General features: G+C 72.0%; 29 protein-coding genes. 14 read left to right on the forward strand and 15 right to left on the reverse strand.

Translation table 11 applies throughout. The features are described from left to right. Positions 1-36: 36 nt before the first annotated feature. Positions 37-714: an ArsR/SmtB family transcription factor gene (locus tag ACFVN5_RS07950; protein ID WP_376954432.1), complete on the forward strand. Its 678-nt coding sequence runs from the start codon at positions 37-39 to the stop codon at positions 712-714. Between the two features lie 4 nt (positions 715-718). Here ACFVN5_RS07950 and ACFVN5_RS07955 read toward each other — a convergent pair whose 3' ends face one another. Then, complete coding sequence (locus ACFVN5_RS07955) at positions 719-1,357, reverse strand: GTP pyrophosphokinase family protein (protein ID WP_376955626.1); 639 nt, start codon at positions 1,355-1,357, stop codon at positions 719-721. Between the two features lie 236 nt (positions 1,358-1,593). Here ACFVN5_RS07955 and ACFVN5_RS07960 point away from each other — a divergent pair, with 236 nt between their 5' ends. From ACFVN5_RS07960 to ACFVN5_RS07970, 3 genes are all read left to right on the forward strand, one after another. Beyond that, on the forward strand, positions 1,594-2,454 hold the full coding sequence (locus ACFVN5_RS07960; RefSeq protein WP_376954433.1) for an MBL fold metallo-hydrolase: 861 nt from the start codon (positions 1,594-1,596) through the stop codon (positions 2,452-2,454). A 100-nt stretch (positions 2,455-2,554) separates the two neighbouring features. Beyond that, positions 2,555-3,178 (forward strand): flavodoxin family protein, encoded by a 624-nt coding sequence (locus ACFVN5_RS07965; RefSeq protein ID WP_376954434.1) that lies wholly within the window; start codon positions 2,555-2,557, stop codon positions 3,176-3,178. A gap of 41 nt (positions 3,179-3,219) precedes the next feature. After that, a complete protein-coding gene (locus ACFVN5_RS07970; protein ID WP_376954435.1) occupies positions 3,220-3,708 on the forward strand; it encodes a VOC family protein in 489 nt (162 codons plus the stop codon). A 24-nt stretch (positions 3,709-3,732) separates the two neighbouring features. Here ACFVN5_RS07970 and ACFVN5_RS07975 read toward each other — a convergent pair whose 3' ends face one another. Continuing rightward, positions 3,733-4,146, reverse strand: coding sequence for a YchJ family protein (locus tag ACFVN5_RS07975; protein WP_376954436.1), 414 nt, complete (start codon positions 4,144-4,146; stop codon positions 3,733-3,735). Between the two features lie 165 nt (positions 4,147-4,311). Between ACFVN5_RS07975 and ACFVN5_RS07980 the strand changes: the two genes are divergently transcribed. Next, complete coding sequence (locus ACFVN5_RS07980) at positions 4,312-5,175, forward strand: hypothetical protein (RefSeq protein ID WP_376954437.1); 864 nt, start codon at positions 4,312-4,314, stop codon at positions 5,173-5,175. Positions 5,176-5,234: 59 nt separating this feature from the next. On the opposite strand, the gene ACFVN5_RS07985 is transcribed toward ACFVN5_RS07980, so the two are convergent. The 10 genes from ACFVN5_RS07985 to idi form a co-directional block, all read right to left on the reverse strand. Then, positions 5,235-5,924: an NAD(P)H-hydrate epimerase gene (locus ACFVN5_RS07985; RefSeq protein WP_376954438.1), complete on the reverse strand. Its 690-nt coding sequence runs from the start codon at positions 5,922-5,924 to the stop codon at positions 5,235-5,237. Between the two features lie 2 nt (positions 5,925-5,926). Continuing rightward, complete coding sequence (locus tag ACFVN5_RS07990) at positions 5,927-6,220, reverse strand: GNAT family N-acetyltransferase (RefSeq protein ID WP_376954439.1); 294 nt, start codon at positions 6,218-6,220, stop codon at positions 5,927-5,929. A gap of 99 nt (positions 6,221-6,319) precedes the next feature. Then, the gene (locus ACFVN5_RS07995; RefSeq protein ID WP_376954440.1) at positions 6,320-6,718 is read right to left on the reverse strand and encodes an RNA-binding S4 domain-containing protein; all 399 of its coding nucleotides are present in this window, start codon (positions 6,716-6,718) and stop codon (positions 6,320-6,322) included. 9 nt (positions 6,719-6,727) lie between these two features. Then, positions 6,728-7,633, reverse strand: coding sequence for a prenyltransferase (locus ACFVN5_RS08000; protein WP_376954442.1), 906 nt, complete (start codon positions 7,631-7,633; stop codon positions 6,728-6,730). Continuing rightward, on the reverse strand, positions 7,623-7,955 hold the full coding sequence (locus ACFVN5_RS08005; RefSeq protein ID WP_376954443.1) for a lycopene cyclase domain-containing protein: 333 nt from the start codon (positions 7,953-7,955) through the stop codon (positions 7,623-7,625). The genes ACFVN5_RS08000 and ACFVN5_RS08005 overlap by 11 nt, the downstream gene beginning before the upstream one ends. After that, positions 7,952-8,398, reverse strand: a complete 447-nt coding sequence (locus ACFVN5_RS08010; RefSeq protein WP_376954444.1) for a lycopene cyclase domain-containing protein — start codon at positions 8,396-8,398, stop codon at positions 7,952-7,954. The genes ACFVN5_RS08005 and ACFVN5_RS08010 overlap by 4 nt, the downstream gene beginning before the upstream one ends. Further along, positions 8,395-10,065, reverse strand: coding sequence for a phytoene desaturase family protein (gene crtI, locus ACFVN5_RS08015; protein ID WP_376954445.1), 1,671 nt, complete (start codon positions 10,063-10,065; stop codon positions 8,395-8,397). Before crtI ends, ACFVN5_RS08010 begins: the two co-directional genes overlap by 4 nt. Next, on the reverse strand, positions 10,062-10,943 hold the full coding sequence (locus ACFVN5_RS08020) for a phytoene/squalene synthase family protein (protein ID WP_376954446.1): 882 nt from the start codon (positions 10,941-10,943) through the stop codon (positions 10,062-10,064). The genes crtI and ACFVN5_RS08020 overlap by 4 nt, the downstream gene beginning before the upstream one ends. Then, complete coding sequence (locus ACFVN5_RS08025; protein WP_376954447.1) at positions 10,940-11,986, reverse strand: polyprenyl synthetase family protein; 1,047 nt, start codon at positions 11,984-11,986, stop codon at positions 10,940-10,942. The genes ACFVN5_RS08020 and ACFVN5_RS08025 overlap by 4 nt, the downstream gene beginning before the upstream one ends. Further along, positions 11,983-12,528, reverse strand: a complete 546-nt coding sequence (idi, locus tag ACFVN5_RS08030) for an isopentenyl-diphosphate Delta-isomerase (RefSeq protein ID WP_376954448.1) — start codon at positions 12,526-12,528, stop codon at positions 11,983-11,985. Before idi ends, ACFVN5_RS08025 begins: the two co-directional genes overlap by 4 nt. A gap of 66 nt (positions 12,529-12,594) precedes the next feature. On the opposite strand from idi, the gene ACFVN5_RS08035 reads away from it, so the two are divergent. Next, entirely contained in the window at positions 12,595-13,107 is a 513-nt protein-coding gene (locus tag ACFVN5_RS08035) for a MarR family winged helix-turn-helix transcriptional regulator (protein ID WP_376954449.1), read from the forward strand. Positions 13,108-13,161: 54 nt separating this feature from the next. After that, positions 13,162-13,611 carry an NUDIX domain-containing protein gene (locus ACFVN5_RS08040; protein ID WP_376954450.1) on the forward strand — a complete coding sequence of 150 codons (450 nt, stop codon included), beginning with the start codon at positions 13,162-13,164 and terminating at the stop codon, positions 13,609-13,611. 28 nt (positions 13,612-13,639) lie between these two features. On the opposite strand, the gene ACFVN5_RS08045 is transcribed toward ACFVN5_RS08040, so the two are convergent. Next, positions 13,640-14,467: a DUF1295 domain-containing protein gene (locus ACFVN5_RS08045; RefSeq protein WP_376954451.1), complete on the reverse strand. Its 828-nt coding sequence runs from the start codon at positions 14,465-14,467 to the stop codon at positions 13,640-13,642. 32 nt (positions 14,468-14,499) lie between these two features. On the opposite strand from ACFVN5_RS08045, the gene ACFVN5_RS08050 reads away from it, so the two are divergent. The 4 genes from ACFVN5_RS08050 (at position 14,500) to ACFVN5_RS08065 (ending at position 16,997) form a co-directional block, all read left to right on the forward strand. Then, positions 14,500-15,123 (forward strand): CDP-alcohol phosphatidyltransferase family protein, encoded by a 624-nt coding sequence (locus tag ACFVN5_RS08050; protein WP_376954452.1) that lies wholly within the window; start codon positions 14,500-14,502, stop codon positions 15,121-15,123. 80 nt (positions 15,124-15,203) lie between these two features. After that, the gene (locus ACFVN5_RS08055) at positions 15,204-15,647 is read left to right on the forward strand and encodes an FHA domain-containing protein (RefSeq protein WP_376955627.1); all 444 of its coding nucleotides are present in this window, start codon (positions 15,204-15,206) and stop codon (positions 15,645-15,647) included. Then, a complete protein-coding gene (locus ACFVN5_RS08060; protein WP_376954453.1) occupies positions 15,647-16,339 on the forward strand; it encodes a MerR family transcriptional regulator in 693 nt (230 codons plus the stop codon). The genes ACFVN5_RS08055 and ACFVN5_RS08060 overlap by 1 nt, the downstream gene beginning before the upstream one ends. Before the next feature lie 109 nt (positions 16,340-16,448). Beyond that, a complete protein-coding gene (locus ACFVN5_RS08065; RefSeq protein ID WP_376954454.1) occupies positions 16,449-16,997 on the forward strand; it encodes a MerR family transcriptional regulator in 549 nt (182 codons plus the stop codon). A 138-nt stretch (positions 16,998-17,135) separates the two neighbouring features. Here ACFVN5_RS08065 and ACFVN5_RS08070 read toward each other — a convergent pair whose 3' ends face one another. Beyond that, positions 17,136-17,969, reverse strand: coding sequence for a ParA family protein (locus ACFVN5_RS08070; protein ID WP_376954456.1), 834 nt, complete (start codon positions 17,967-17,969; stop codon positions 17,136-17,138). 74 nt (positions 17,970-18,043) lie between these two features. On the opposite strand from ACFVN5_RS08070, the gene ACFVN5_RS08075 reads away from it, so the two are divergent. The 3 genes from ACFVN5_RS08075 (at position 18,044) to def (ending at position 23,401) form a co-directional block, all read left to right on the forward strand. Beyond that, on the forward strand, positions 18,044-21,448 hold the full coding sequence (locus ACFVN5_RS08075; protein WP_376954457.1) for a pyruvate carboxylase: 3,405 nt from the start codon (positions 18,044-18,046) through the stop codon (positions 21,446-21,448). A 61-nt stretch (positions 21,449-21,509) separates the two neighbouring features. Further along, positions 21,510-22,898 (forward strand): AAA family ATPase, encoded by a 1,389-nt coding sequence (locus tag ACFVN5_RS08080; protein WP_376954458.1) that lies wholly within the window; start codon positions 21,510-21,512, stop codon positions 22,896-22,898. Between the two features lie 11 nt (positions 22,899-22,909). Next, positions 22,910-23,401, forward strand: coding sequence for a peptide deformylase (def, locus tag ACFVN5_RS08085; RefSeq protein ID WP_376954460.1), 492 nt, complete (start codon positions 22,910-22,912; stop codon positions 23,399-23,401). A 95-nt stretch (positions 23,402-23,496) separates the two neighbouring features. Here def and ACFVN5_RS08090 read toward each other — a convergent pair whose 3' ends face one another. Next, positions 23,497-25,329 carry an AMP-dependent synthetase/ligase gene (locus ACFVN5_RS08090; RefSeq protein WP_376954461.1) on the reverse strand — a complete coding sequence of 611 codons (1,833 nt, stop codon included), beginning with the start codon at positions 25,327-25,329 and terminating at the stop codon, positions 23,497-23,499. Between the last annotated feature and the right edge of the window lie 27 nt (positions 25,330-25,356).

Below are 25,356 nucleotides of genomic sequence, written 5' to 3' on the forward strand. Positions count from 1 at the left end.
TGATGGACGAACCTTGGCGGTCGTACCGTGGAGTCCATGGACGGAGACGCCGACGTCGCCACCCCGGCCCGACTCATGGGAGAGCCGGCACGAGCCGCGATGCTCGTCGCGCTCCTCGACGGCCGTTCGCTGCCCGCGAGCGAGCTCGCCGCGATCGCGGGCGTGAAGGCGCCGACCGCGAGCGCCCACCTCGCGCAGCTCGTCGCCGGCGGGCTCGTGACCGACCGACGGCTCGGCCGGCATCGGTACTTCACGCTCGCGGGACCCGAGGTCGCCGACGCGGTCGAGGCGCTGCAGCGCATCGCGCCCAGGCAGGCCGTGCGGTCGTACCGGCAGTCCGCCGCGGCGGAGCGCCTCGCCGAGGCGCGCTCCTGCTACGACCACCTCGCCGGCCGCACTGCGCTGCGCCTCGCCGACGCGCTCGTGGCCGAAGGGTCGCTGTCGCCGCTCGAAGCCGGGAACACCGGACGGATCCTCGACGTCGAAGGCGCACTCGCGGCGACCCTGCACCTGCGCGCCGTCGACCCCGACGGGCGCCGGCCGGCGGTGCGCGGATGCCTCGACTGGACCGAGCGGCGGCCGCACATCGCCGGGCGACTCGGCGCCCACCTCCTCGACACCCTGCTCGCCGAGGGGTGGGTGTCGCGAGTGGCCGGCGACCGCTCGCTGCGCATCACCGACGAGGGGCGCCCGGCGCTCGTCGCACTGCGCTGACGGGTCAGATCGCGATCGTGCCGCGCCGGTGCACCGGCGCCCCGTGCACCTCGCGGTGCAGGCGCTCCATGCGCGAGTCGAGCTCGGCGGCGGTGTGCGCGGCATCCGTCAACCCGTCGAGGAGCTCCTGCGGCACCTGACGGTCGTACTTGTAGTAGATCTTGTGCTCGAGGCTGGCCCAGAAGTCCATCGCGATGGTGCGGATCTGCACCTCGACGGCGACCGGGTGGGCGCCCGTGGAGAGGAACACCGGCACCTCGACGATGAGGTGCAGGCTCTGGTAGCCGTTCTCCTTCGGCTCGGCGATGTAGTCCTTCACCTTGAGCACCCGGATGTCGGGCTGCTCGGTGAGGAGCTCGGCGAGCCGGTACGCGTCGGACACGAAGCTGCACGTGACGCGCACGCCCGCGATGTCGGTGACGGTGTCGCGGATCGTGTCGAAGGTCGGCTCGATGCCCTTGCGCTGCATCTTCGCGATGACGCTGTCGAGGCTCTTCAGCCGGCTCGAGATGTGCTCGATCGGGTTGTAGTCGTGGTTCTGGCTGAACTCCTCGCGCAGGATCGAGAGCTTCGTGATCACCTCGTCCATGCCGAACTTGTAGCGGAGCATGAAGCGCTCGGTCTCGTCGCGCAGGGCGCGCATCTCGTCGAGCGTGCGACCGTCGATCGCCTCGAGCGTGCGCTGCGCCCGTGGCGTCAGCAGGTGGGGAGCGTCGGGATGCCGTTGGGAGGGGATGCCGTCGAGCGGGGTCACGTGCTCGACGCTACGGGCCGAACCTCGGGATTCCCTTTGATCGGGCCATGAGCCGCGGCGGCGTCCCGGACCGCGACCGTGCCGTCGACCGCGCCAGGGACGCGAGCGGGTCGTAGGCTCGGGGCATGGCCACCTGGACCACCGTCGCGCACGGCATCCACCAGCGGCGCGGCGGCCCCTTCGACCTCTCGGTGGTCGTCGTCGAGGGCGACGACGGCCTCCTCATCGTGGACTCCGGCGCCGACCCGGTCGAGGGCGCCGAGATCCTGGCCGACGTCACGGCCCGGTTCGCGCGGCCCGTCGTCGCGCTCGTGAACACGCACGCCCACTTCGACCACACGTTCGGCAACCAGGTGTCCGGCCCGGGCTCAGCGACGGATGCCGCGATCCACGGGCATGCGGCGATCGCGTGGCACTTCGAACGGTATGAGGGTCCCCGGGTCGCGGCGTGGCGCGAGGACCACGCCCTCGAGCCCGATCGGCGATGGGAGGACCTGCGCCTCGTGCCGCCGACGCATCCGATCGCGACCGCGACGACGCTCGACCTCGGCGGCCGCCTCGTGGAGCTGCGGCCGCAGTCGCCGGCGCACACCGACACCGACCTCGTGCTGCTCCTGCCCGAGGAGCGGGTCTGGGTCGTCGGCGACCTGATCGAGGAGTCGGGGCCGCCGATGTACGGCTCGGGCTGCTACCCGCTCGACTGGCCCGGCGTGCTCGATGCGCTCGGCGACGAGCTCGAGGCCGGCGACCTCGTCATCCCCGGGCACGGCGGCGTGGTGCGCCGCGAGTTCGTCGCGCGTCAGGCCGATGCACTCCGAGTGATCGCGAACCGGTTCGTCGACGCGCACGACGCGGGACTCGGCGCCGCCGAGGCGCTGGCCGCCCACGCCGAGTGGCCCGTGCCGGTGGAGGGGCTCGTCGGCGCGATCGAGCGCGCGTACGCGGCCCTCGACGGGCTGCCGCTCGACGACGAGCCCGCCGGCTGACCCCGCCGACGCCCCACGGGGTGTCAACCCCCTGCAGCGGGTCGCGGCCGGCGCCTAGACAAGGGAGTGGCGCGTCGACCCGCGCCGGAGAGGCCATCGCATGCCGACCACCGACCTGTCCGTGCTCCTGTTGAACTGCACCCTCAAGCACGCGCCCGAGGCATCCAGTTGCCAGCTCATCGCCGAGCAGCTCCTCGGCGGTTTCGCGGGGCACGGCCTCGACGGCGACATCGTGCGGGTGGTCGACCTCGAGGTCGCGCCGGGCGTCGATGCGGACATGGGGGACGGCGACGAGTGGCCGGGCCTGCGCGAACGCATCCTGGCCGCCGAAATCCTCGCGGTCTGCACGCCGACCTGGCTCGGGCACATGTCGAGCGTCGCGCAGCGCGTGCTCGAGCGGCTCGACGCCGAGTTGTCGGCCACCGACGACCAGGGCCGTCCCATCCTGTACGGCCGCGTGGCCGTGACCGCCGTGCTCGGCAACGAGGACGGCGCGCACAAGATCACGGCCGACCTGCACCAGGCCCTCAACGACGTCGGGTTCACCATGCCGGCGCAGGGCGGCACCTACTGGAACGGCGCGGCGATGGAGAAGACCGACTACAAGGACCTTCCCGAGACCCCCGAGCCCGTCGCGCAGGCGAACGCGTCGCTCGTGCGCAACGCCGTGCACCTCGCGCGGCTGCTCGCCCAGGAGCCGTACCCCGCGCCGCCCGCGTCCTGACGACCCGCGCGGATGTCGGCCGCGGCTGGGAGGATTCGGGCATGACGGATGCCGCAACGCCCTCGGTCCTCCAGCTCCGCGTCGTCGTGGAGGCCGTCGACTACGACCAGGCGGTCGCATTCTTCCGCGACACCCTCGGCCTGCCCGAGTACCTCGCCTTCGCCGAGGGCGGCGACGAGCGCGTCGTCATCCTCGACGCGGGCCGCGCCACGCTCGAGATCGCGAACCCCGTGCACAAGCAGGCGATCGACCGCATCGAGGCGGGCGGCGCCGAGAGCCCGCACATCAGGCTCGCGTTCGAGGTCACCGACACCGAGGGCGCCACGCGGCGGCTCGAGGCCGCGGGCGGGCGGGTCGTCGCCTCGCCGGTGATCACGCCGTGGCAGTCGCTGAACTCGCGGCTCGACGCGCCGGCCGGGGTCCAGGTCACGCTGTTCCAGGAGCTGCTCGACTCGGGCGAACGCGCGGTGCTCGACGGGTTCTCGACCGACGCCGAGCGCAGCGGCGACGACGCGATGCCGGGCGACTGACCCCGCTCGCCCGACGCCGGGCCGTCAGCCGACGGGGCCGACGTAGCTCCAGCGCCCGCCCTCGCGCACGAACGCGCTCGCCTCGTGCTGCTCGCCGCGCTGCCCGTCGTGGCGGTAGTAGGCCGTGAACTCGACGATCCCGTCGCGGTCGAGCGGCCCGCCGCGCTCGCGTCGCTCGACGTCGAGGCGGAACCAGCGCATCGCCGGGTCGAGCTCGAGTTCGCCGGGCCGGGTCGACGGATGCCACGTCGCGAGCAGGTAGGCGGCATCGCCGACGACGAAGGCCGAGTAGCGCGATCGCATGAGCTGCTCGGCCGTCGGGGCATCCGCCGCGCCGCCCAGGAATCGGTCGCAGCACGCGCCGAACACCTCGCCGCTGAGGCAGGGGCAGCGATCGGTCGGCGACGGCGCAGGGAAGGCGACCGGGGCGTCGGACATGGCCCCAGTATGCCCGGGCGCGAACCATGCATGGACATGGATTGCACAGGCAAAAGTGAGGAACTGCTCAGTTTCGTCGTGCAGGGTAGGGGACTTGTGCCGTGCTCGGTGGCACGCCCCTGACGATTCCTCCGACGACTTCCTGTTCCGAGCATCTCTGAATCTATGCGAAACGACACCTCCAACACGCACGCCCAGACCGACACGAACTCCGTTCCCACCGACACCGCGGCGACCTCGCGTCGCGACCTCCGCCGCCGCCGCACCGGCCGCAAGCGCCTCATCGTCGCGGGCGCCATCGCCGCAGCCGGCCTCCTCGTCGGCACCGGCTTCTCGGTGCAGAGCGCAGTGGCCACGCAGGAGCGGATCAACGCCACGCAGGCGCTCAACGCGACCAGCGGCTTCCGCCACGAGCAGCTCGGCGCCTACGCCGGCGTCGCGGCCGCCAAGGCCATCGACAACGCGAAGGACACCATCACCGCCGCGAACGAGACCCTCGCCGCCGCGGACGGCAAGGCCGACGCATCCGGCCTCGCGGCCTCGGTCGCGTCCCTCAGCGACTACAAGAAGATCTCGACCGAGAAGGTCCTCGACCTCACGAAGGTGACCCGTGCCGAGGCGGCGAAGACCACTGCCGCCATCGCCGCCTACGACCAGGCGCAGGTCGAGGCGGCCGCAGCGGCCGCCGCGGCCGCCGCGCAGGCGCTCGCCAACGCGAACACGCCCGACGGCGCGCGCGCGTACGCCGCCGACTTCGCCGCTTCGCAGTACGGCTGGGGCGGCGACCAGTTCCAGTGCCTCGACAAGCTCTGGCAGAAGGAGTCGGGCTGGAACTACCAAGCCTACAACGCGTCGAGCGGCGCGACGGGCATCCCGCAGTCGCTGCCCGGCAGCAAGATGGCGACCGCCGGCGACGACTGGGAGACCAGCGCCGCCACGCAGATCCGCTGGGGCCTCGGCTACATCAGCGGCGCGTACGGCACGCCGTGCAGCGCGTGGTCGCACTCCCAGTCGATGAACTGGTACTGATCCGGCGAACGACGGAATCGTGAGCGGGCCGGGGTCGTGGACCCCGGCCCGCTTCGTCGTCAGTCGACGGTGACGAGCGGCGTCATGGAAGCGAGCTCGGGACCGAGGCCGAGGTCGACGAGCTCGATCCGGCCGGCGTAGCCGGCGGCGGGCTCCCGCAGCAGGCCGGCCTTGATCGCACCGAACGTGACCGTGACATCGGCGCGGAGCACCGTCGGGTCGGGCACGCTGCCGTCGTCGGGCTGGATGCCGCTCGGCAGGTCCACCGCGACCACCCGGATGCCGCGCGGTTCGATCGCACGGCTCGCCGCGCCGACGAGTTCACGCGCACGACCGCGCAGTGCTGGGGACGCACTGGTGCCGGTGCCGAGGATCCCGTCGACGATGACGGCAGCGCCGTCGAACGCGGCGGCGATCGTGTCGTCGTCGGCGCCCGTCGGCTCGAGGATGCGGGCGCCGGCATTCCGCGCGGCCTGCGCGCCCTCGTCGTGCATCCGCTCCGACGTCGGGATCGCGGTGACGGCGACGCCCGCCGCGGCGAGCTCCGCGCCGGCCCACAGTGCGTCACCGCCGTTGTCGCCCGAGCCCACGAGGAGCACGACCGGACCGTCGGGCGCACCGAGCTCCGCCAGTTCGCGGCGCAGCGTCGCCGCGAGGGCCGCCGCCGCACGCCGCATCAGCGGCTCGCCGGCCGCGAGGTGCGGTGCCTCCGCGGCGCGGACCTGGGCCGCGGAGTAGCCGGCGACCACGATCAGGCCGTCCGGGGATCGAGCAGGGCGCGTCGATCGGGGTGCCGGTCGAACCACTCGCCGACGTACCAGCAGCTCGGCACGATCCGGCGGTCGGACGTCGCCTCGACGTCGTCGACGGCGAAGGCGACGAGCTCGCCCGCGAGCCCGCTGCCCCGGTACGGCGGATTGGTGAAGGCACGTGTGAACGCGACCGAATCGCCGAGCACGCGGTAGTCGAGCACGCTCGCGATGTCGCCGTCGAGGCGCAGCACGTAGCGTCGGGCGTCCGGTTCGTGGCTCAGTTCCTTCTGCACCGCTTCAGGCTACGCCCGGATCGTGGGTCCCTCGGCAGGCGCCCACCCGCACGGCGCGTCGGGGGCAGCGGGTGCGGGCGACGGGTCGTACTCGCGCCGTCAGCGCCCGCGGAGCCGGTCGAGATCGCGGCGCTCGCGCTTGGTGGGGCGCCCCGCACCGCGTTCGCGCACGGGCACGGTCGGCACGGCCTCCCGGGGCGGTCGGGCCGGCGTGCGGTCGTCGACGGCCGTGGCGGCGACGGTCGCCGAGACGCGCTTCACCAGGGTCTGGCGCACCACCAGCATCCGGTCGAACCCGTCGACCCGCACGCGCACCTCGTCGCCCGGCCGCACCGGCTGGGCCGCCTTGGCTCGCTCACCGTTGACCCGCACGTGCCCGGCGCGGCACGCGGCCGTCGCGGCCGAGCGCGTCTTGAACTGCCGCACCGCCCAGAGCCAGGCGTCGATTCGCACGGGGTCCACGCGCACGGGGTTCGTGCGCACGGGGGAGTCGGACATGCAGCCAGCCTACGGCCGCGCGAACGACCACCAGATGAGCAGCATGGTCACGAGGAAGCCGACCGCGTAGTTGAGCGCGATGAACCGCCGCCAGCCGCGGTTCGCCGTGCCCGACTCCGCGTCGCTCACCGAGCGGTACGGCCACGCCGTCACGACGTACGGCAGCACGAGCAGCGCCGCGAGCGGGCCCGGCCAGGATGTGGCGAGCATCAGCACGCCCGCCGAGATCCAGAGCCCGAGCGCGATCCGCACGGTGGCGCGCGCCCCGAACGCGGTCGCGATCGACGCGATGCCCGCCTCCCGGTCGGGCACGACGTCCTGCACGGCGCCGAACGCGTGGCTCGCCATGCCCCAGCAGAAGAACGCCGCGACGACGGCGCCCAGCCGCGGCGTCGGCACGGCGCCCGCCACCGCGAGGCCGTAGACCGCGGGGCTCACGAAGTGCGTGCTCGACGTGATCGAGTCGAGCACCGGCACCTCCTTGAACCGCAGCCCGGGCACCGAGTAGGCGAACACCGCGAACAGGCTCACCGCGAGCACGGCCCACGACCACGGATGCCCCGTGCCGCCGAGCCACAGCATCGCGATGACGAGCGGAGCCGCCGTGACGATGCCCGTCCAGACGACGGCGCGATGCAGGCGCGGTTCGAGGAGGGCGCCCTCCGACCCGCCCTTGCGCGGGTTCCGCAGGTCGGACTCGTAGTCGAACACGTCGTTCACGCCGTACATGAGCAGGTTGTACGGGATGAGGAAGAACAGCGTGCCCACGACGAGCAGGGCGTCGACCGATCCCGTCGTGAGCAGGTACGCGGCGGCGAACGGGAACGCGGTGTTGATCCAGCTGATCGGCCGCGACGACAGCACGACCTGGCCGATCACGTGACGGAGTCCCGGGCGCACGACGTCAGTCCTCATCACGACCGCCCCTCGCCCGGCGCCGCCGCGCGAGCGTCCAGATCGCCGGCACCAGCAGTACCGTGACGATCGGGTACGCGAAGTCCTCGATCGGCGCCAGTCCGATGGTCGGCCCGAGGCGGGTGCCCGCGGCGTAGCCGAACAGGCCCGCGGCGATCATGAGCGAGTCGAAGACGCCGGTCAGCACGAGCACGAGCGCGCCCGCGAACCCGATGGCGAGCCAGCGCCGGCGCCGTGCAGCCGGCGGAAGCCGTCGGGCCGCCGCGAGCGACAGCACCACCGCGACGGCGAGGAATGGCAGGCAGATCAGCGAGTAGGTCATGACGGCCTCCCGCCAGAGCGTGCGGCCGCGTTCGTCTCGGTGGTCCGCGTCGCGGCATCCGCTTCGCTCGGCCGCGTCGCGGCGTCCGTCACCGCATCGGACGCCGCACCACCGCCCGGTGCACCCGATCGCCGTTCGAGCATCCGCTCGACGCCGAGCACCGCGACGAGCGAGAGGTAGCAGAGGAACACGAGGAACACGGGCTCCTCGAGCGGCAGGTCTGGCGCCAGCAGCACGCCGCTGGCCCAGGCGGAGTCGCCGCGGAAGAACACGCTGAAGCCGATGCCTGCGAGGTCCCAGGCGAGGAGCGCGAGCGTGCCCGCGCCGACCGCGAGCGCCGAGGCGGCCGGCGCACGTCGGAACGCGAGTCGCCAGCGGACGTCGATCAGGGCCATCGCGGCGATCGAGAGCAGGAGCGCGCCGAGGTAGGTGAAGCCGGTCATCCGCGGTTCCGGTCGAGTGGGCGGGCGTCGAGTGCGCGAGGGTCGAGTGCGGCGGCGTCGATCAGGTCGGGCACGACGGCCGGAGGGGTCGGGCGGGCCGCGGGGGGTTCGGGGAGCGGCCCGCTCGACCGGTCGCCGCGCACGCGCTTCAGCACGTTCTCGGCTCCGATGAGGCACATCGGCAGCCCGATCCCGGGCACGCTCGATCCGCCCGCGTAGTACAGGCCGCGCACGCGGCGGGAGCGGTTCGATCCGCGCAGGAAGGCGCTCTGCCGCAGGGTGTGCGCCGGTCCGAGGGCGCCGCCGCGCCAGGAGTGCAGGTCCTCGGCGAAGTCCGCGGGCCCGACCGTCCGGCGCACGACGATGCGCTGTGCGAGGTCGCCGGTGCCGGTCGCCGAGGCGATGCGGGCGACGGCGCGGTCGGTCGCGTCCTCGACGAGCCGGTCGCCCGTGCCGTCCTCCCCGCCGCGGCCGATCGACACGTCGGCGGGGACCGGGACGAGGATGAACAGGTTCGTGTCGCCCGCCGGTGCGACGGTCGGGTCCGTGGCGCTCGGCATGCAGGCGTAGAACGACGCCGGATCGGGGATGCCCGGGTCGTCGCCGAAGATGCGGTCGAAGTTCGCGTTCCAGTCCTCGGTGAAGAACAGCGTGTGGTGGGCGAGCCCGGGCACGTGCCCGCGCACCCCGAGCATCGCGAGGACCGCACCGGGACCCGAGGTCCGTCGCTCCCACCACGATTCGGGATACGTCTGCGCGTGCCGGGGAAGCAGTTCGGTCTCGGTGTGGTGCAGGTCGGCGGCCGACACGACCCGGTCGGCTGCGGCGCGATGCACCGACCCGGTGGCGTCGGCGTAGCGCACGCCCGTGACCGTCGGCGTCGCGTCGCCCGTCACCTCGATGGCCTCGACCCGCGCCTCCGTCACCAGCTCCACGCCCGCGGCCGCGGCGATCCCGGCGATCCGTGCCATGAGGTGACCGAACCCGCCCTGCGGGTAGAACACGCCCTCCTCGAGGTCCATGTGGCTCATGAGGTGGTACATCGCGGGCGTGGTCGAGGGAGACGACCCGAGGAACACCGCGGGATATCCGAGCACCTGGCGGAGCCGGCGGTCGCGCACCGCGTGCGCGGCGAACCGGTCGAGCGGCGTGGTGAGCAGGTGCGCCAGGCGGCCGGCCCGCCCGAGCACCTCCGGCGCGAGGAACGCACGGGGGTCGTCGAAGTTCGTGTAGAGGAAGCGCCGCACCGCCACGTCGTACGTCGAGGCGGCCGAGTCGAGGTAGCGTTCGAGCGCCGCGCCGGCGCCCGGCTCGACCGATTCGAACATCGCGACGTTCTCGTCGCGCCTCGCGCGCACGTCGAGCGGGGCGTCGTACCCGTCGGCGTACACGCGGTAGCCGGGGTCGAGTCGCACGAGGTCGAGCTCGTCCGCCGCGCTCGTGCCGAACATGCGGAAGAAGTGGTCGAAGACGTCGGGCATCAGGTACCACGACGGGCCGGTGTCGAACCGGAAGCCCCGCCGCTCCCACGTGCCGGCGCGCCCGCCCAGCTCGCCCCGGGCCTCGAGCAGCGTCACGTGATGCCCGTCGCGGGCGAGTAGCGCCGCCGACGCCAGCCCGGCGATGCCGCCGCCGACGACCACGACGCGCTCGGATGTCGCGGTCATCGCCCGATCCCGCCGGGAGCGATGGCCGACCGCACCGCGATCGCGAGCTTCTCGGGATCGGGCACGCGGATGCGCGTGGCGATGAGCCGTTGGGCCGGCGTCTCGCGGCAGCGCTCGGCCAGCCGGGAGAAGAGGCCGTGCGCCGCGGCCACCGCCGCGCGGGCCCGGCGCGGCAGCTCCCGGATCGTGCGGCCCGAGATCTCGAGGTCGCGGTCGATGTCCGCGAGGATGTCCGCCTTGTCGGACTCGGTGAACGCGTCGGGGTCGACCCACGGGAAGTAGTTGCGCCCGAGCTCCTGCCAGTCCACCGCGAGGTCGCGCAGGAAGTTGATCTTCTGGAACGCGGCGCCGAGGTGCGCGGCTCCTTCCTCGAGGCGCGCCCGGCGCGGGGCATCCGGCGGCTCGTCCATCAGGAAGACCGCGAGGCACATGAGCCCGACCACCTCGGCCGAGCCGTGGATGTACGGCCCGACCTCCTCGGCACGGATCGGCGACGGGTCGAGGTCGCGGCGCATCGACGCGAAGAACGGACGGGTAAGCTGCGCGCCGATGCCCGCGTCGCGGGCGGTGACGGCGAACGCGTGCACCACGAGGTTCGCGGAGTAGCCGCGGCGCACCGCCGTCTCGGTCTCGGACTCGAGCTCGTCGAGCACGTCGAGGAGCTCGCCGTCGTCGAGGCCGGCCGCCCGGGCGGTCCCGTCGACAACCTCGTCGGCCACGCGCACGAGCGCGTAGATCGAGCGGATCCGGCGACGCGCATTCGGGTCGAGCAGGCGGGCCGCCGCGCCGAACGACGTGGAGTACCGTCCGATGACCACGGCCGCGCTCGCCTCCGCCGCGTGGTCGTAGCGGTCGAGCGGCGTGGCCTCGCGGCTCATCGCGCACGCTCCGCTGCTCGCTGCGCGAGCTCGCCCAGCTCGGCGCGCAACGGGGCCGGCAGGTCCTCGGCGTCCAGCTCGTACCGCGCGAGCGTCACGTACTCGTCGGCCAGCCGGCGCGCGGCCTCGAGGGCGCCGCAGCCGCGGAGCGCCTCGCGCAGCACGTCGGCGCCGGCGTCGTCGAGGTCGGGGTCCCCGAGGCGCGAGGCGATGGCGGGCCAGGCGTCGGTGGTCGCCGCGTGCGCGGTGAGCGCCGTCTGCTTGCCCTCGCGCAGGTCGGACGCCGTGGACTTGCCGGTCACCGCAGGATCGCCGAACACGCCGAGGATGTCGTCGGTGATCTGGAAGGCGACGCCGACCAGGCGTCCGTACCGGGCGAGCGCGCCGATCGCGGCGTCGTCCGCGCCCGCCAGCACGGCACCGGCCGTGAGCGGGCACTCGAACGAGTACACCGCCGTCTTCTGCTCGAGCGTCGCCACCACGCGCGCCACCTCGGGCGGGTGGTGCGAGCCGGCGTGCACCACGTCGGCGAGCTCGCCGGCCGCCGACACGAACACGGCCCGGTCGAGGATGTCGAGGAGGGCCGCCCGGCGGCCCGGGTCCACCGGCAGCGTGGCGATCTCGCGGTGCGCGCGGCTGAGCGCGAGGTCGCCCGCCAGCACCGCGGCGGTCTCGCCCCACACCTCGCTGACGCGGTCGTCGGCCCCCTGCGCGCGGGCCCGCCCCGCGAACCGCGCCGCGATGTTCGGCGCGCCCCGCCGCACGGTGTCGCGGTCGATGACGTCGTCGTGGATGAGGAAGGCCGTGTGCAGCAGCTCGAACGCGAGCGCGACGCGCGTCGCGACCGGCCGGTCGTCACCGCCGAACCCCTGGTAGGCGGCGTACACGAGCTTCGGCCGGATCCGCTTGCCGCCCGAGCTCTGCTGCTCGAGCGACTCCCAGAGCGCCGCGTAGTGCTGGCCGTATTCGCCGGCGCGCTCGCGGGCGTCGGCGAAGAACGCGCGGAGCTCCTCGTCGACCGAGGGGGAGAGCAGGTCGGTCACCGGAACAGCTCCAGCTCCCGCGCCTGCAGCACGAGCCACGGGCTGAACGCCCACGGGGCGGACTCGACGGCGCGCACGAGGTCGTGCGGCGGGATCCACGCGAACTCCGCGACCTCTCGCGGGTTCGGATCGGGCTCGTCGTTCGTGGTCGCGACGTAGACCGGGCACACCTCGTTCTCGACGATGCCGTTCGCGTCGGTCGCGCGGTACCGGAACAGGGGGAGCGCGAGCTCCACGTCGCCGAGGTCGATGCCGAGCTCGAAGTCGGCACGGCGGCGCACGGCGGCGACGAGCGACTCGGCCGGCTTCGGGTGTCCGCAGAACGAGTTGGTCCAGACGCCGGGCCAGGCCTGCTTCGTGAGCGCGCGGCGCGTGACGAGCACCTCGCCGAGCGCGTTCACGACGTGGCACGAGAAGGCGAGGTGCAGGGCGGTGTCGGGCCCGTGGGCGGCGCTCTTGAGCGCACGGCCGATGGGGCTGCCCGCCTCGTCGAGGAGCACGACCTCGTCGTCGATCGCTTCGATCGTCTGTGTCTGTGACATGGCCCCTCCAGCGTGGCGATGACGAATTCACTAACTTGGTTAGTGATTTGACGATAGCATCGGCGTATGCCGAAGGGAACAACCGAAAGTCGGAGTGACGACCACTACTGGTACGGTCGCGTCGACGAGTCGGCCCTCGAGGTGCTCGAGGCGGTCCGCCGCCACCGCGCCGCCGAGGCGCTCATGCGCCGGCGCATGCGCGAGGACATGGACATGGGCGACACCGACCTCGCCGCGCTGCGGTGGCTCATCCGCGAGGAGCGCGACGGCCGCCCGGCCACGAGCGCCGGACTCTCACGTGCCCTCGGCATCACCACGGCCGCGACCGTGAAGGTCGTCGCGCGGCTCAGCGAGGGCGGCTACATCGAGCGCACGCGGCATCCGTCGGACCGGCGGGTGCTGCTGCTCGGCACGCTGCCCGGCGCCCACGAGCGCGTGCGCAAGGCGCTCGGCCCGATGCACGAGCGGATGCTGCGGCTCGCGTCGTCGTTCGACCACGTCGAGCGCGAGGTGATCGTCCGCTTCCTCGACGGCCTGGTCGAGGTCGTCGAGACCGCGCCGAACACCGATCCGGCATGACCCGGGATTGCGGACGATGATCGCGCCGGCGGGGGAGTGCGTCATGCTGGAGCAATGCACAGAGGGAGCGGCGACACCTGGGTCGAGGGCCCCGACGGCGCGAGGTACTGGGGGCGCTTCGGCGCCGCGGGCCTGCTCGTCGTGAGCCCGCGGTCCGAGGTGCTGCTGCAGCACCGCGCCGCGTGGAGCCACTTCGGCGGCACGTGGGGCGTGCCCGGCGGTGCCCGACACGAGGGGGAGAGCGCCGTCGACGCCGCCGTGCGCGAGGCCGGCGAGGAGGCGGGCGTCCCCGCCGACGCCCTGCACGTGCGCTTCACCTCGGTGCTCGACCTCGGCTACTGGTCGTACACCACGGTCGTCGCCGACGCCGCCGACCGCTTCACGCCCGTCGTGAGCGACCCCGAGAGTATCGAGCTGCGCTGGGTGCCGATCGCCGACGTCGACGACCTCCCGCTGCACCCGCGTTTCGCCGAGGCCTGGCCGGGCCTGCGCGAGCGGCTCTGAAGCCGTCCGCGCGCCTCCGACGGAGGATTCAGGCGGTGCGCTCGCCCGCGGCGGCCTGCGGACGAGGGAACCACGGCACGATCGCCGACGTCCGCGCCCGGTAGGCGTCGTACTCGGGGTACTTCGCGCGCGAGATCGACTCGGTGAAGATCGTCGAGCCGATGAACAGCAGCGTGAGCAGCACCGCGCCCGCGATCGTCCAGTGCAGCCAGACGCCCGTGGCCGCCACCGCGAACCCGTAGAAGACCCACCACTGCGCCTGCTCGAAGAAGAAGTTCGGATGCCGCGAGTACTTGAACATCCCCGTCTGCAGGAACCCGGGCTCGGGGGTGCGCCCGGCCGTGCGCTCGGCCGCCTTCCACCGGTGGAACGCCCACTGCTGCTGGTCGGCCACCGTCTCGCCCGCGAGGAAGCCGAGGAACACGACCGCGAGCACGACGTCCCATACGCCGAGCGGCGTCCCGGCGGCCTCGTACGCGGTGAACGCCGGCAGGCAGAAGAGCAGGATGAGCGCGTTCTGGTAGATCGAGATGAAGAACACGTTGAACAGCTGGTACTGCCACGGCGCCATCCGCCCGCGCAGCACCGCCCAACGGTAGTCCTCGCCGCCGGGCCGGTAGCCGCCCTTCCGCCCGTAGTTGAACGTCAGCCGGATGCCCCAGAGCGTCACCAGCACGGCCATGAGCACGAGCCGCGCGTCGAAGTAGCCCCATGCCGCGAACACCCACACGTACGCCACCGGCACGATCGACCAGATGCGGTCGACCCAGGAGTACTCGCGCGTCGCCACCGAGGCGATCCAGGTCGCGGCGGTGACCGCCGCGCAGATGACGAGACACACGCCGAGGGGACCCATGGCCGCATTCTAGGGCTCGATAGGATCGCAACGTGGCCGGGGACAGCGCGGGGGCGGTGGGGACCAGGATCTGGACGATCCCCAACGTGCTGAGCATGCTCCGGCTCGCGCTCGTGCCGGTCTTCCTCGTGTTCATCGTGATCGGCGACTACGTGTCGGCGCTCGTCGTGCTCATCGTCGCGAGCCTGACCGACCTCCTCGACGGCTACCTCGCCCGCCGGCTCGGCCAGGTCACCCGGCTCGGCCAGCTCCTCGACCCCGCGGCCGACCGCCTGTACATCTTCGCGGCGCTGGTGGGGCTCGCCGCGAACAGCCTCGTCCCGTGGTGGATCGTCGTGGTCATCGTGGCCCGCGACGTGTTCCTCCTCATCCTCGGGATCGTCCTCGCCAACCACGGCTACGGACCGCTGCCCGTGCACCAGCTCGGCAAGGTCGCGACCTTCGCGCTCTTCTTCGGGCTGCCCGTCATCATGCTCGGGCTCGCCTTCCCGTCGGTCGAGCCGGTGAGCGAGCCGGTGGGCTGGGCGATCACGCTCTGGGGTGCGTTCCTCTACTGGTGGGCGGGGATCATCTACGCGATCGAGACGGGTCGGGTCATCCGCCTGCCGCTTGCGGCGGACGAGTCCCGATCGGATACGCTGGAACAAGGAGGTTAGCCGTGGCGGATACCGACAACATTCAGGCTGGCGGAACCGGCGAGGCCGACGGCGTCGCCCCCGACACCTCGTCGAACAGCATCGTCGGCGACAACACGGCCGACACGACGATCGGCTTCAGTCGTGAGGCTGCGGCGCAGCTCTCGGCCGTCGACACCGACATCTCGGCCGAGGAGCAGGAGGCCATCGCCGCCCTGCCCTCGGGGTCCGCGCTGCTCATCGTGCGCCGCGGCCCCAACACGGGTGCGCGGTTCCTGCTCGACACCGACGTCACGACCGTGGGCCGTCATCCCGACGCCGACATCTTCCTCGACGACGTGACCGTGTCGCGTCGTCACGCGGAGTTCCTCCGCCACCGCACCGCGTTCGAGGTGAAGGACCTGTCGTCGCTGAACGGCACCTACTTCGACGGCGTGCGCATCGACACCGCGCTCCTCAGCGACGGCGCCGAGGTGCAGATCGGCAAGTACCGGCTCACCTTCTACGCCTCCCGACGCGACCTGGCGCCGCTGGCGAGCGGCTAGTGCCGGGCACCGCCGCGTCCGCGAACGCGAGCGGCCAAGGTCGGCTCCACGGCATCGGCCAGGTCCTCGCGCTGCTGCAGCCCGAGTTCCCCGAGCTGACGCCGTCGAAGCTGCGGTTCCTCGAAGAGCAGGGCCTCGTGTCGCCGGCGCGCACGGCCGCCGGGTACCGCAAGTTCTCGGACGCCGACGTCGACCGCATCACCGTCGTGCTGTCGATGCAGCGCGACCACTACCTGCCGCTCAAGGTCATCCGCGCCCACCTCGAGTCCATCGACGCCGGCGAGACGCCGGCGCTGCCGGGCGCCGTCAACGCATCGTCGTTCCTGGCCGGCGCGCGCCGCTACCGGCGCGCCGAGCTCATCCAGGCCGCGGGCGCGACCCGCGCGCTGCTCGACGAGGCGATCTCGGCGTCGCTGCTGCCGGCAGCGGAGCACTACGGCGACGACGCGCTCGGCGTGCTGACCGCGCTCGTCGCGCTCCGCGGTGTCGGCATCGAGGCGCGCCACCTGCGCGGACTGCGGGCCGCCGCCGAGCGGGAGGCCGCCCTCGTCGAACGCGCGATCGCGCCGTCCCGGCGGTCGGATCCCGCCGACAAGGCCCGCGCCGCGGAGGCCGCGCTCGAGCTCGCCGGACACCTCGAGACGGTCCGCACGTCGGTCGTCCGCAGCGCGCTCTCGACCCTCGCGCGCTGATCCGCGACACGCCGTGACGTTCGGCCCGATGTGTTTGGCCGGAACCCCCCGGATGGGTAGCGTGGGAGACGCGCCGCCGGGGTGCTGCGTGGGAGTGAGGGGCGATCGGATGAGTGAGCTCGACCGGAGCGAACGCTACGACCTCGGCCTGCTCTTCACCGACGGGATGCCCGAGCACGACGACGGCACCGGCTACCGTGGAGCGGTCGCCGCCCGCGCGGCCGGCATCAGCTACCGGCAGCTCGACTACTGGGCGCGCACGCAGCTCGTGGAGCCCACGGTGCGCGGTGCGGCCGGCTCCGGGTCGCAGCGCCTCTACGGCTTCCGCGACATCCTCGTGCTGAAGCTCGTGAAGCGACTGCTCGACACCGGCATCTCGCTCCAGCAGATCCGCACCGCGGTCACGCAGCTCCGCGAGGCGGGCATCGAGGACCTCGCGCAGACGACGCTCATGAGCGATGGCGCGAGCGTCTACCTCTGCACGTCCGACGACGAGGTCATCGATCTGGTCAACCGCGGCCAGGGCGTCTTCGGCATCGCCGTCGGCAAGGTGCTGCGCGAGGTGGAGTCGACGCTCGTCGAGCTCGACACGCAGCCGGCCGACCCCCTGGACGAGCTCGCCGCGCGTCGCGGCTCGCGGTCGCGCAAGATCTCCTGACGCGGCTTCCGCTCGGCGCCCTCGGGTGCGCTGCAGTCGAGCGCGCGTACGCGATTCAGGTCGACGGGTGCCCCGTGACGGGCTTCATGACGTCGCGTGACGCCGATCCCGCGACCGACTTCGGGCGTCCGACGCCCGTCAGATGACGGGCGACTGGAGTTCGAGCGGGGTACCCGCGTACTCGCCGATGCGCGCCGTGCGCAGCACCCGGTCGAGCAGCTGGTCGAAGTGGTGCGACATCTCCTCGGCGCTCTCGCCCGGCCACATGTGCAGCGGCTTCGCGGCGCCCTGCGCCTGCTGGAGCGAGGTGCGCTCGGGCAGCTGCGGCGACAGCACGAGCGGGCCGAACATGTCGCGCAGCTCCTTGATGCGGAACTGGTGCTCCAGCGACTGCACGCGCGCACGGTTCACGATGATGCCGAGCGGCTGGAGCCGGGGGGAGAGGCCACGGCGGATCTCCTCGATCGCGCGGAGGGCGCGGTCGGCGGCGGCCACCGAGAACAGGCCGGGCTCCGTGACGACGGCCACGCGATCGCTGGCGGCCCAGGCGGTGCGGGTCAGCGCGTTGAGCGAAGGAGCGCAGTCGATGAGGACGAGCTCGTAGTCGGCCTCGACGTTGGCGAGCGCCTCCTCGAGCTTCCAGATGTCGCGGATCGACGGGTGCGGCCCGTCGTAGTTGATCGCCGAGGGGCTGCCGATCATCACGTCGATGGTGGAGCTCGGGTTGGACCGGGCCCACCCGCTGGGGGCGATCGCCGAGCGGACGATCTTCTCCTTCGGGGACGCGAGCACGTCGGCGACGTTGAGATGACCGGCCATCTGGATGTCCATGCCGGTGGAGACGTCGGACTGCGGATCGAGGTCGACGACCAACGTGCGGACGCCGCGGGCGAAGGCCGCCGACGCCAGTCCGAGGGTCACGGTGGTCTTGCCGACGCCACCCTTGAGGGAGCTGACGGAGAGAACGTGCACGAACAGATACGTTACCTTTAGACCTCGGGCGATACCTAAATGTTCGCTGTGCGGAAACCCTCGGAAAGGCCTGCATGTTCACGAAGATCCTGGTAGCCAATCGCGGAGAGATCGCCATCCGGGCCTTCCGCGCAGCCGTCGAGCTCGGCGCGAAGACCGTCGCCGTGTACCCGTTCGAGGACCGCAACTCGCTGCACCGCCTGAAGGCGGACGAGGCCTACCAGATCGGCACCCCGGGGCATCCGGTGCGCGCCTACCTCGACGTGTCGGAGATCATCCGCGTCGCGAAGGAGTCGGGTGCCGACGCCATCTACCCGGGCTACGGCTTCCTCTCCGAGAACCCCGAGCTGGCCCAGGCTGCCGCCGAGGCCGGGATCACCTTCATCGGCCCGCCCAAGCAGGTGCTCGAGATGGCCGGCAACAAGGTCACGGCCAAGGAGCACGCGATCGCCGCCGGCGTGCCGGTGCTCAAGTCGACGCCCCCGTCGCGCGACATCGAGGAGCTCGTCGCCCAGGCTGACGAGATCGGCTTCCCCATCTTCGCGAAGGCGGTCGCCGGCGGCGGCGGCCGTGGCATGCGTCGCGTGAACTCGAAGGACGACCTCCGTTCGTCCCTCGAGGAGGCCATGCGCGAGGCCGACAGCGCGTTCGGCGACCCCACGATGTTCCTCGAGCAGGCCGTGCTGCGCCCGCGCCACATCGAGGTCCAGGTGCTCGCGGATGCCGCGGGCGAGACCGTGCACCTCTTCGAGCGCGACTGCTCGGTGCAGCGCCGTCACCAGAAGGTCATCGAGATCGCACCGGCCCCGAACCTCTCCGACGATGTCCGACACTCGCTGTACCGCGACGCGATCGCGTTCGCGAAGTCGATCGGCTACGTCAACGCCGGCACCGTCGAGTTCCTGCTCGACACCGCGGGCGAGCGCGCCGGCCAGCATGTGTTCATCGAGATGAACCCGCGCATCCAGGTCGAGCACACCGTGACCGAGGAGGTCACCGACGTCGACCTCGTCGTCTCGCAGATCCGCATCGCGGCGGGGGAGACGCTCGAGCACCTCGGCCTCGCCCAGGACCAGATCCGCCTCCGCGGCGCTGCGCTGCAGTGCCGCATCACGACCGAGGACCCGACCGCCGGGTTCCGCCCCGACACGGGCAAGATCACCACGTACCGCTCGCCGGGCGGCGCCGGCATCCGCCTCGACGGCGGCACCGTGAACCCGGGCGCCCAGATCAGCCCCCACTTCGACTCGATGCTCGCGAAGCTCACCTGCCGCGGCCGCGACTACCCGGCCGCGGTCGCCCGCGCCAAGCGCGCGTTGGCCGAGTTCCGCATCCGCGGCGTCTCCACGAACATCCCGTTCCTCCAGGCCGTGCTCGAGGACCCGGCGTTCATCGCGGGCGACCTCAGCACGTCGTTCATCGACGAGCGCCCGCAGCTGCTGCGCGGCCGCGTCTCGAAGGACCGCGGCACGAAGATCCTGAACTGGCTCGCGGACGTCACGGTCAACCAGCCGAACGGCCCCGCCCCGACGACCGTGCATCCCGCCGAGAAGCTGCCCGAGCTCGACCTCTCGCAGCCGGCACCCGACGGCTCCCGCCAGCGGCTGCTCGAACTCGGCCCGGTCGGGTTCGCGTCGGCCCTTCGCGCGCAGACGCCCCTCGCGGTGACCGAGACCACGTTCCGCGACGCCCACCAGTCGCTCCTCGCGACGCGCGTGCGCACCCGCGACCTCGTGGCGGTCGCGCCCTACGTCGCCCGCATGACCCCGCAGCTGCTCTCGGTCGAGGCCTGGGGCGGCGCCACCTACGACGTGGCGCTGCGCTTCCTCGGCGAGGACCCGTGGGAGCGGCTCGCGACGCTGCGCGAGGCGCTGCCGAACATCAACATCCAGATGCTGCTGCGCGGCCGCAACACGGTCGGCTACACGCCGTACCCGACCGAGGTGACGGACGCGTTCGTGCGGGAGGCTGCGGCCACGGGCGTCGACATCTTCCGCATCTTCGATGCGCTGAACGACGTCGACCAGATGCGTCCGGCGATCGACTCGGTGCTCGCCACGGGCCATGCCGTCGCCGAGGTCGCGCTCTGCTACACGGGCGACCTGCTCGACCCGTCCGAGGACCTCTACACGCTCGACTACTACCTGCGCCTGGCCGACGAGATCGTGGCCGCGGGTGCGCACATCATCGCGATCAAGGACATGGCGGGCCTGCTGCGCCCGACCGCCGCGGAGAAGCTCGTCGGGGCGCTCCGCGAGCGGTTCGACCTGCCCGTGCACCTGCACACCCACGACACGGCGGGCGGCCAGCTCGCCACGCTCCTCGCGGCGAGCCGCGCGGGCGTCGACGCGGTCGACGTCGCCAGCGCCCCGATGGCGGGCACCACGAGCCAGCCGTCGGCATCCTCGCTCGTCGCCGCGCTTGCGCACACCGAGCGCGACACGGGCATCTCCCTGCAGGCCGTCGCCGACCTCGAGCCCTACTGGGAGGCCGTGCGCCGCATCTACAAGCCGTTCGAGTCGGGCCTGCCCGGTCCCACCGGCCGCGTGTACCACCACGAGATCCCGGGCGGCCAGCTGTCCAACCTGCGCCAGCAGGCCATCGCGCTCGGCCTGGCCGACGACTTCGAACTCATCGAGGACATGTACGCGGCGGCGAACGACATCCTCGGCCGGGTGCCGAAGGTCACGCCGTCGTCGAAGGTCGTCGGCGACCTCGCCCTGCACCTCGCCGCGGTGAAGGCCGACCCGGCCGACTTCGCCGAGCACCCGGAGAAGTACGACGTGCCCGACTCGGTCATCGGCTTCATGGCGGGCGAGCTCGGCGACCTGCCGGGCGGCTGGCCCGAGCCGTTCCGCTCGAAGGTGCTCGCCGGCAAGGATGTGCGCATCGGCGTGACCGAGCTCACCGACGACCAGCGCGGCGCCCTCGAGGCCGACAGCGCGACGCGTCGCGCGACGCTCAACACGCTGCTGTTCCCGGCGCCGACCCGCCAGTACGAGCAGATCCGCGAGCTGTTCGGCGACCTCTCGGTCGTCGACACGTCCGACTACCTCTACGGCCTGCACCCCGGCGCCGAGCACGTGATCGAGATCGAGAAGGGCGTGCGCCTCTACGCGGGCCTCGAGGCGATCGGCGAGGCCGACGAGAAGGGCATGCGCACGGTCATGACCATCCTCAACGGCCAGCTGCGCCCCGTGTTCGTGCGCGACCGCAGCATCGTCGTCGAGACCCGCTCGGCCGAGAAGGCGGATGCCTCGCAGCCCGGCCACGTCGCCGCGCCGTTCTCGGGCGTGGTCACGCTGCAGGTCGAGCCGGGCGCCGAGATCGCGGCCGGGCAGAGCGTCGCGTCGATCGAGGCGATGAAGATGGAGGCCGCGATCACGTCGCCCGTGGCGGGCGTCGTGGAGCGCGTCGCGATCCCGAAGACCCAGCAGGTGGAGGCCGGCGATCTGCTCGTCGTGGTGCGCCCGCGATAGGCTGTCGGTGAGTTCGCACTGAACTCCGCACTGCATTCCGCACTGATGAGGAGGGGTATCGGTGTCAGACGACAGGGGCGATGACCACGACACGACACGCCGCGCGACCGGGGGGCACGCCGCAGCCGTCGACCACGGCCGGCTGGCGCCGTCCACCGGTGCGCACGCCGCGTCGGCGCTGCCCGACAGCCTGAACATCCGCGTCGACCTCCCACCCGCTCCGCGACCCGAGATGCCGGAAGACGAGGTGGCGGTCGCGATCGACGACGTCGCCGTGAACCCCGCCGTGACCGACGGGGGGCCGAGCACCACGTCGGTCGAGGTCGTGACCCCCGCCCTCTCGGCGGCGGGCTACCGGCAGTCGTATCGTCGCGACACCTCGCCCTACGGCGCGCTGCTGGCCGCCGACGAGTCCCGCCTCCGTCGTGAGCGCGTCACGACCGACACGGGCAGCCACGTCGCGATCGTCGACGTGCCCGACGCCGAGGTCGTCCCGGCCGAGCTGCCCGAGCCGTCGGAGTCCCTGACCGCCGACCGGCTCATCGACCTCAACCGCACGACCCGTCCGGCGCCGCACGGCGGCTTCAACCGGTTCCTCTACGAGGCGTCGCTGCACCTGGTGAACCTCGGCGACTCGGCGAAGGTCCGGGCGTACAAGGAGCTCAGCGGACGCATCCAGCGGCGCTTCGAGGGCGGCGCGCGCTTCGTGCCCGTGCTCACGCGCAAGGGCGGCGTGGGCAAGACGACCGTGACGACCCTGCTCGGCATGGCCCTCGCCAACGCGCGCGACGACCGCATCGTCGCCATCGACGCGAACCCCGACCGCGGCACGCTCGCCGAGCGCGTCGACCGGCAGACCCGCGAGACCGTGCGCGACGTCGTGAACAAGGCGTCCTCGATCGGCGGCTACACCGACTTCTCCAACTTCGTCTCCCGCGACGAGACGCGGCTCGACATCCTCGCGTCGGACACCGACCCGACGCTCTCCGAGGCGTTCGACGACGACGACTACAACGTCGTGGCCGGCCTGGCGGCGCGCTACTACTCGATCGTGCTCACCGACTGCGGCACTGGAATCGTGCACTCGGTGATGCGGGCGACGCTCCAGCGCGCCGACTCGATCGTCGTCGTCTCGGGCGGCAGCGTCGACGAGGCGCGACTCGCGTCCGAGACGCTGACCTGGCTCGAGGCCAACGGCTACGGCGAGCTCGTGCGCAACGCCGTGGTCGCGATCAACCTGGCGACGCAGGGCACCCATCTCGTCAAGGTCGACGAGATCGAGGCCCACTTCGCCTCGCGCGTGCGCGAGATCGTGCGGATCCCGTACGACCCGCAGCTCGCCGCCGGATCCGTCGTGCACTGGGACGAGCTGCGTCCCGTGACGCAGCACGCGGCCCGCGAGCTCGCCGCGCTCGTGGTCGAAGGCCTGCCCGTGGACCGCGGGCACTGATCGGAGCGCAATTGCCAGAACGTCCCATTCGCCTGTTCGGCGACCCCGTCCTGAAGACCGTCTCAGCCCCCGTCGAACAGATCGACGATCGGGTGCGCGCGCTCGTCGCCGACCTCGTCGACAGCGTGCGGCTGCCGGGTCGCGCCGGCGTCGCCGCATCGCAGATCGGCGTCAACCTGCGGGTGTTCAGCTACAACATCGACGGCGACGTCGGCTACGTCATCAACCCCGAGATCGTCGAGGTCACGGGCGACCGCGAGCTCATCGACGAGGGATGCCTCTCGGTCCCGGGCCTGTGGCACAAGACGCCGCGCCATCCGTTCGCCCGCGTTCGCGGCATCGACCTCGACGGCAACGAGATCGAGGTCTCGGGCACGGGCCTCATGGCGCAGGCGCTGCAGCACGAGACCGACCACCTCGACGGCATCCTCTACCTCGACCGGCTCGAGAAGGACGAGCGCCGTGCGGCGATGAAGGAGGTGCGCGAGTCGGACTGGTTCTGACCGCGCACGCGACCCGGGCACGGCGGATGCCGCCGACCCGACACGCGAGAGGGCCCCGCGGCATCCGCGGGGCCCTCTCGTGTCGTGGAAGCGGCTCAGTGCACGATCGAGTGGCCCTCGGTCGCGGGAGCGCCCGAGTACATCGTCTCGATCTCGATGGAGAAGTCCTCGAGGATCACGTTGCGCTTGATGCTGAGCTTCGGCGTGAGGTGCCCACTCGCTTCGGTGAGCTCGGTCGGCAGGATCGTGAACTTGCGGATGGACTCGGCGCGAGACACGTGCTCGTTCGCCGCGTCGATCGCCCGCTGCACCTCGGCGAGGACGGCCGCGTTGTTCGTGGCCTCCTCGAGGCTCATGCCCGCGTCCTCGTCGTTGTTGTTCAGCCAGACCGGGAGCATCTCGGGGTCGAGCGTCACGAGCGCCGAGATGAACGGCTTCTTGTCGCCGACCACCACGACCTGGCCGACGAGCGGGTTGGCGCGGATCGGGTCCTCGAGCGCGGCCGGGGCGACGTTCTTGCCGCCGGCCGTGACGATGATCTCCTTCTTGCGGCCGGTGATCGACAGGAAGCCGTCGGCGTCGAAGCTGCCGAGGTCGCCCGTCTTGAACCACTCGCCGTCGAACGCCTCGGCGGTCGCCTCGGGGTTCTTCCAGTACTCCTTGAAGACGTCGACGCCCTTGACCTGGATCTCGCCGTCGTCGGCGATACGCACCGAGACACCCGGGAGGGCCGGGCCGACCGTGCCGATCTTCGACTTGGTCGCGAGGTTGACCGTCGCCGGGGCCGTGGTCTCGGTGAGGCCGTAGCCCTCGAGGATCGTGATGCCGAGCGCGTGGTAGAAGTGGCCGAGGCGCGGACCGAGCGGGGCCGAGCCCGAGACGGCGTACTTCACGTTTCCGCCCATCGCATGACGGAGCTTGCCGTACACGAGCCGGTCGAAGAGCATGAACTTCAGCTTGAGGCCGAACGGGACCTTGCCCGCCTCCTTGGCCGTCGAGTACGCGACGGCGGTGTCGGCGGCGGCGCGGAAGATCTTGCCCTTGCCGCCGGCCTCGGCCTTCTGCTCCGAGACGTTGTAGACCTTCTCGAAGACCCGCGGCACTGCGAGCAGGAAGGTCGGCTTGAAGCTCCCGAGCGACGGGAGGAGCTGCTTCGTGTCGGGCTGGTGACCGACGCGGACGCCGGCGTGCACCGACAGGACCGCGATGAAGCGGGCGAAGATGTGCGCGGTGGTGATGAAGAGCAGCGTCGAGGCGCCGTCGGGGTCGGCCACGACCTCCTTGAGCGCAACCGCGGCATTGCGGCAGAGCTCGACGAAGTTGGAGTGGGTGAGCACGCAGCCCTTGGGCTTGCCGGTGGAGCCCGAAGTGTAGATGAGCGTGGCGATGTCGGAGCCGACCGCGATGTTGCGGCGGCGCTCGATCTCCTCGTCGGAGACCCCGGTGCCCGATGCCGCGAGCTTGTCGAGGTCGCCGAGGTCGATCTGCCACACGTTGCGGATGGCGGGCAGCTCGGGGTGCACCTCGTCGAAGCGGGCGAAGTGGTCGGGCGTCTCGACGATGACGGCGATCGCCCCGGAGTCGCTGACGTTCCACTTGACCTGCGAGGGCGAGCTGGTCTCGTAGATCGGAACGAGCACGGCGCCGGCGAACCATGTCGCGAAGTCGATGAGGGTCCACTCGTAGCGCGTCTTGCACATGAGGCCGATCTTGTCGCCGGGCTGGATGCCCGCGGCGACGAGGCCCTTGGCGAGGGCCACGACCTGGTCGTGGAACTCCTTGGTCGTGACCGGGGACCAGCCACCGTCGCCGGTGGGGAGGGAGAACAGCACCGAGTCGGGCGTCGCCGCGACGCGCTGCACGAGGAGGTCCGTGACATTCGCGTCGGGGTCGGCTGGGACGACGGCGGGGGTATCGAATTGGATCACGGTAGCTCCTTCGGCACCGGGGAAGCT

The sequence above is a fragment of the Agromyces sp. NPDC057865 genome (genome assembly GCF_042796995.1).
Classification (GTDB): Bacteria; Actinomycetota; Actinomycetes; order Actinomycetales; family Microbacteriaceae; genus Agromyces.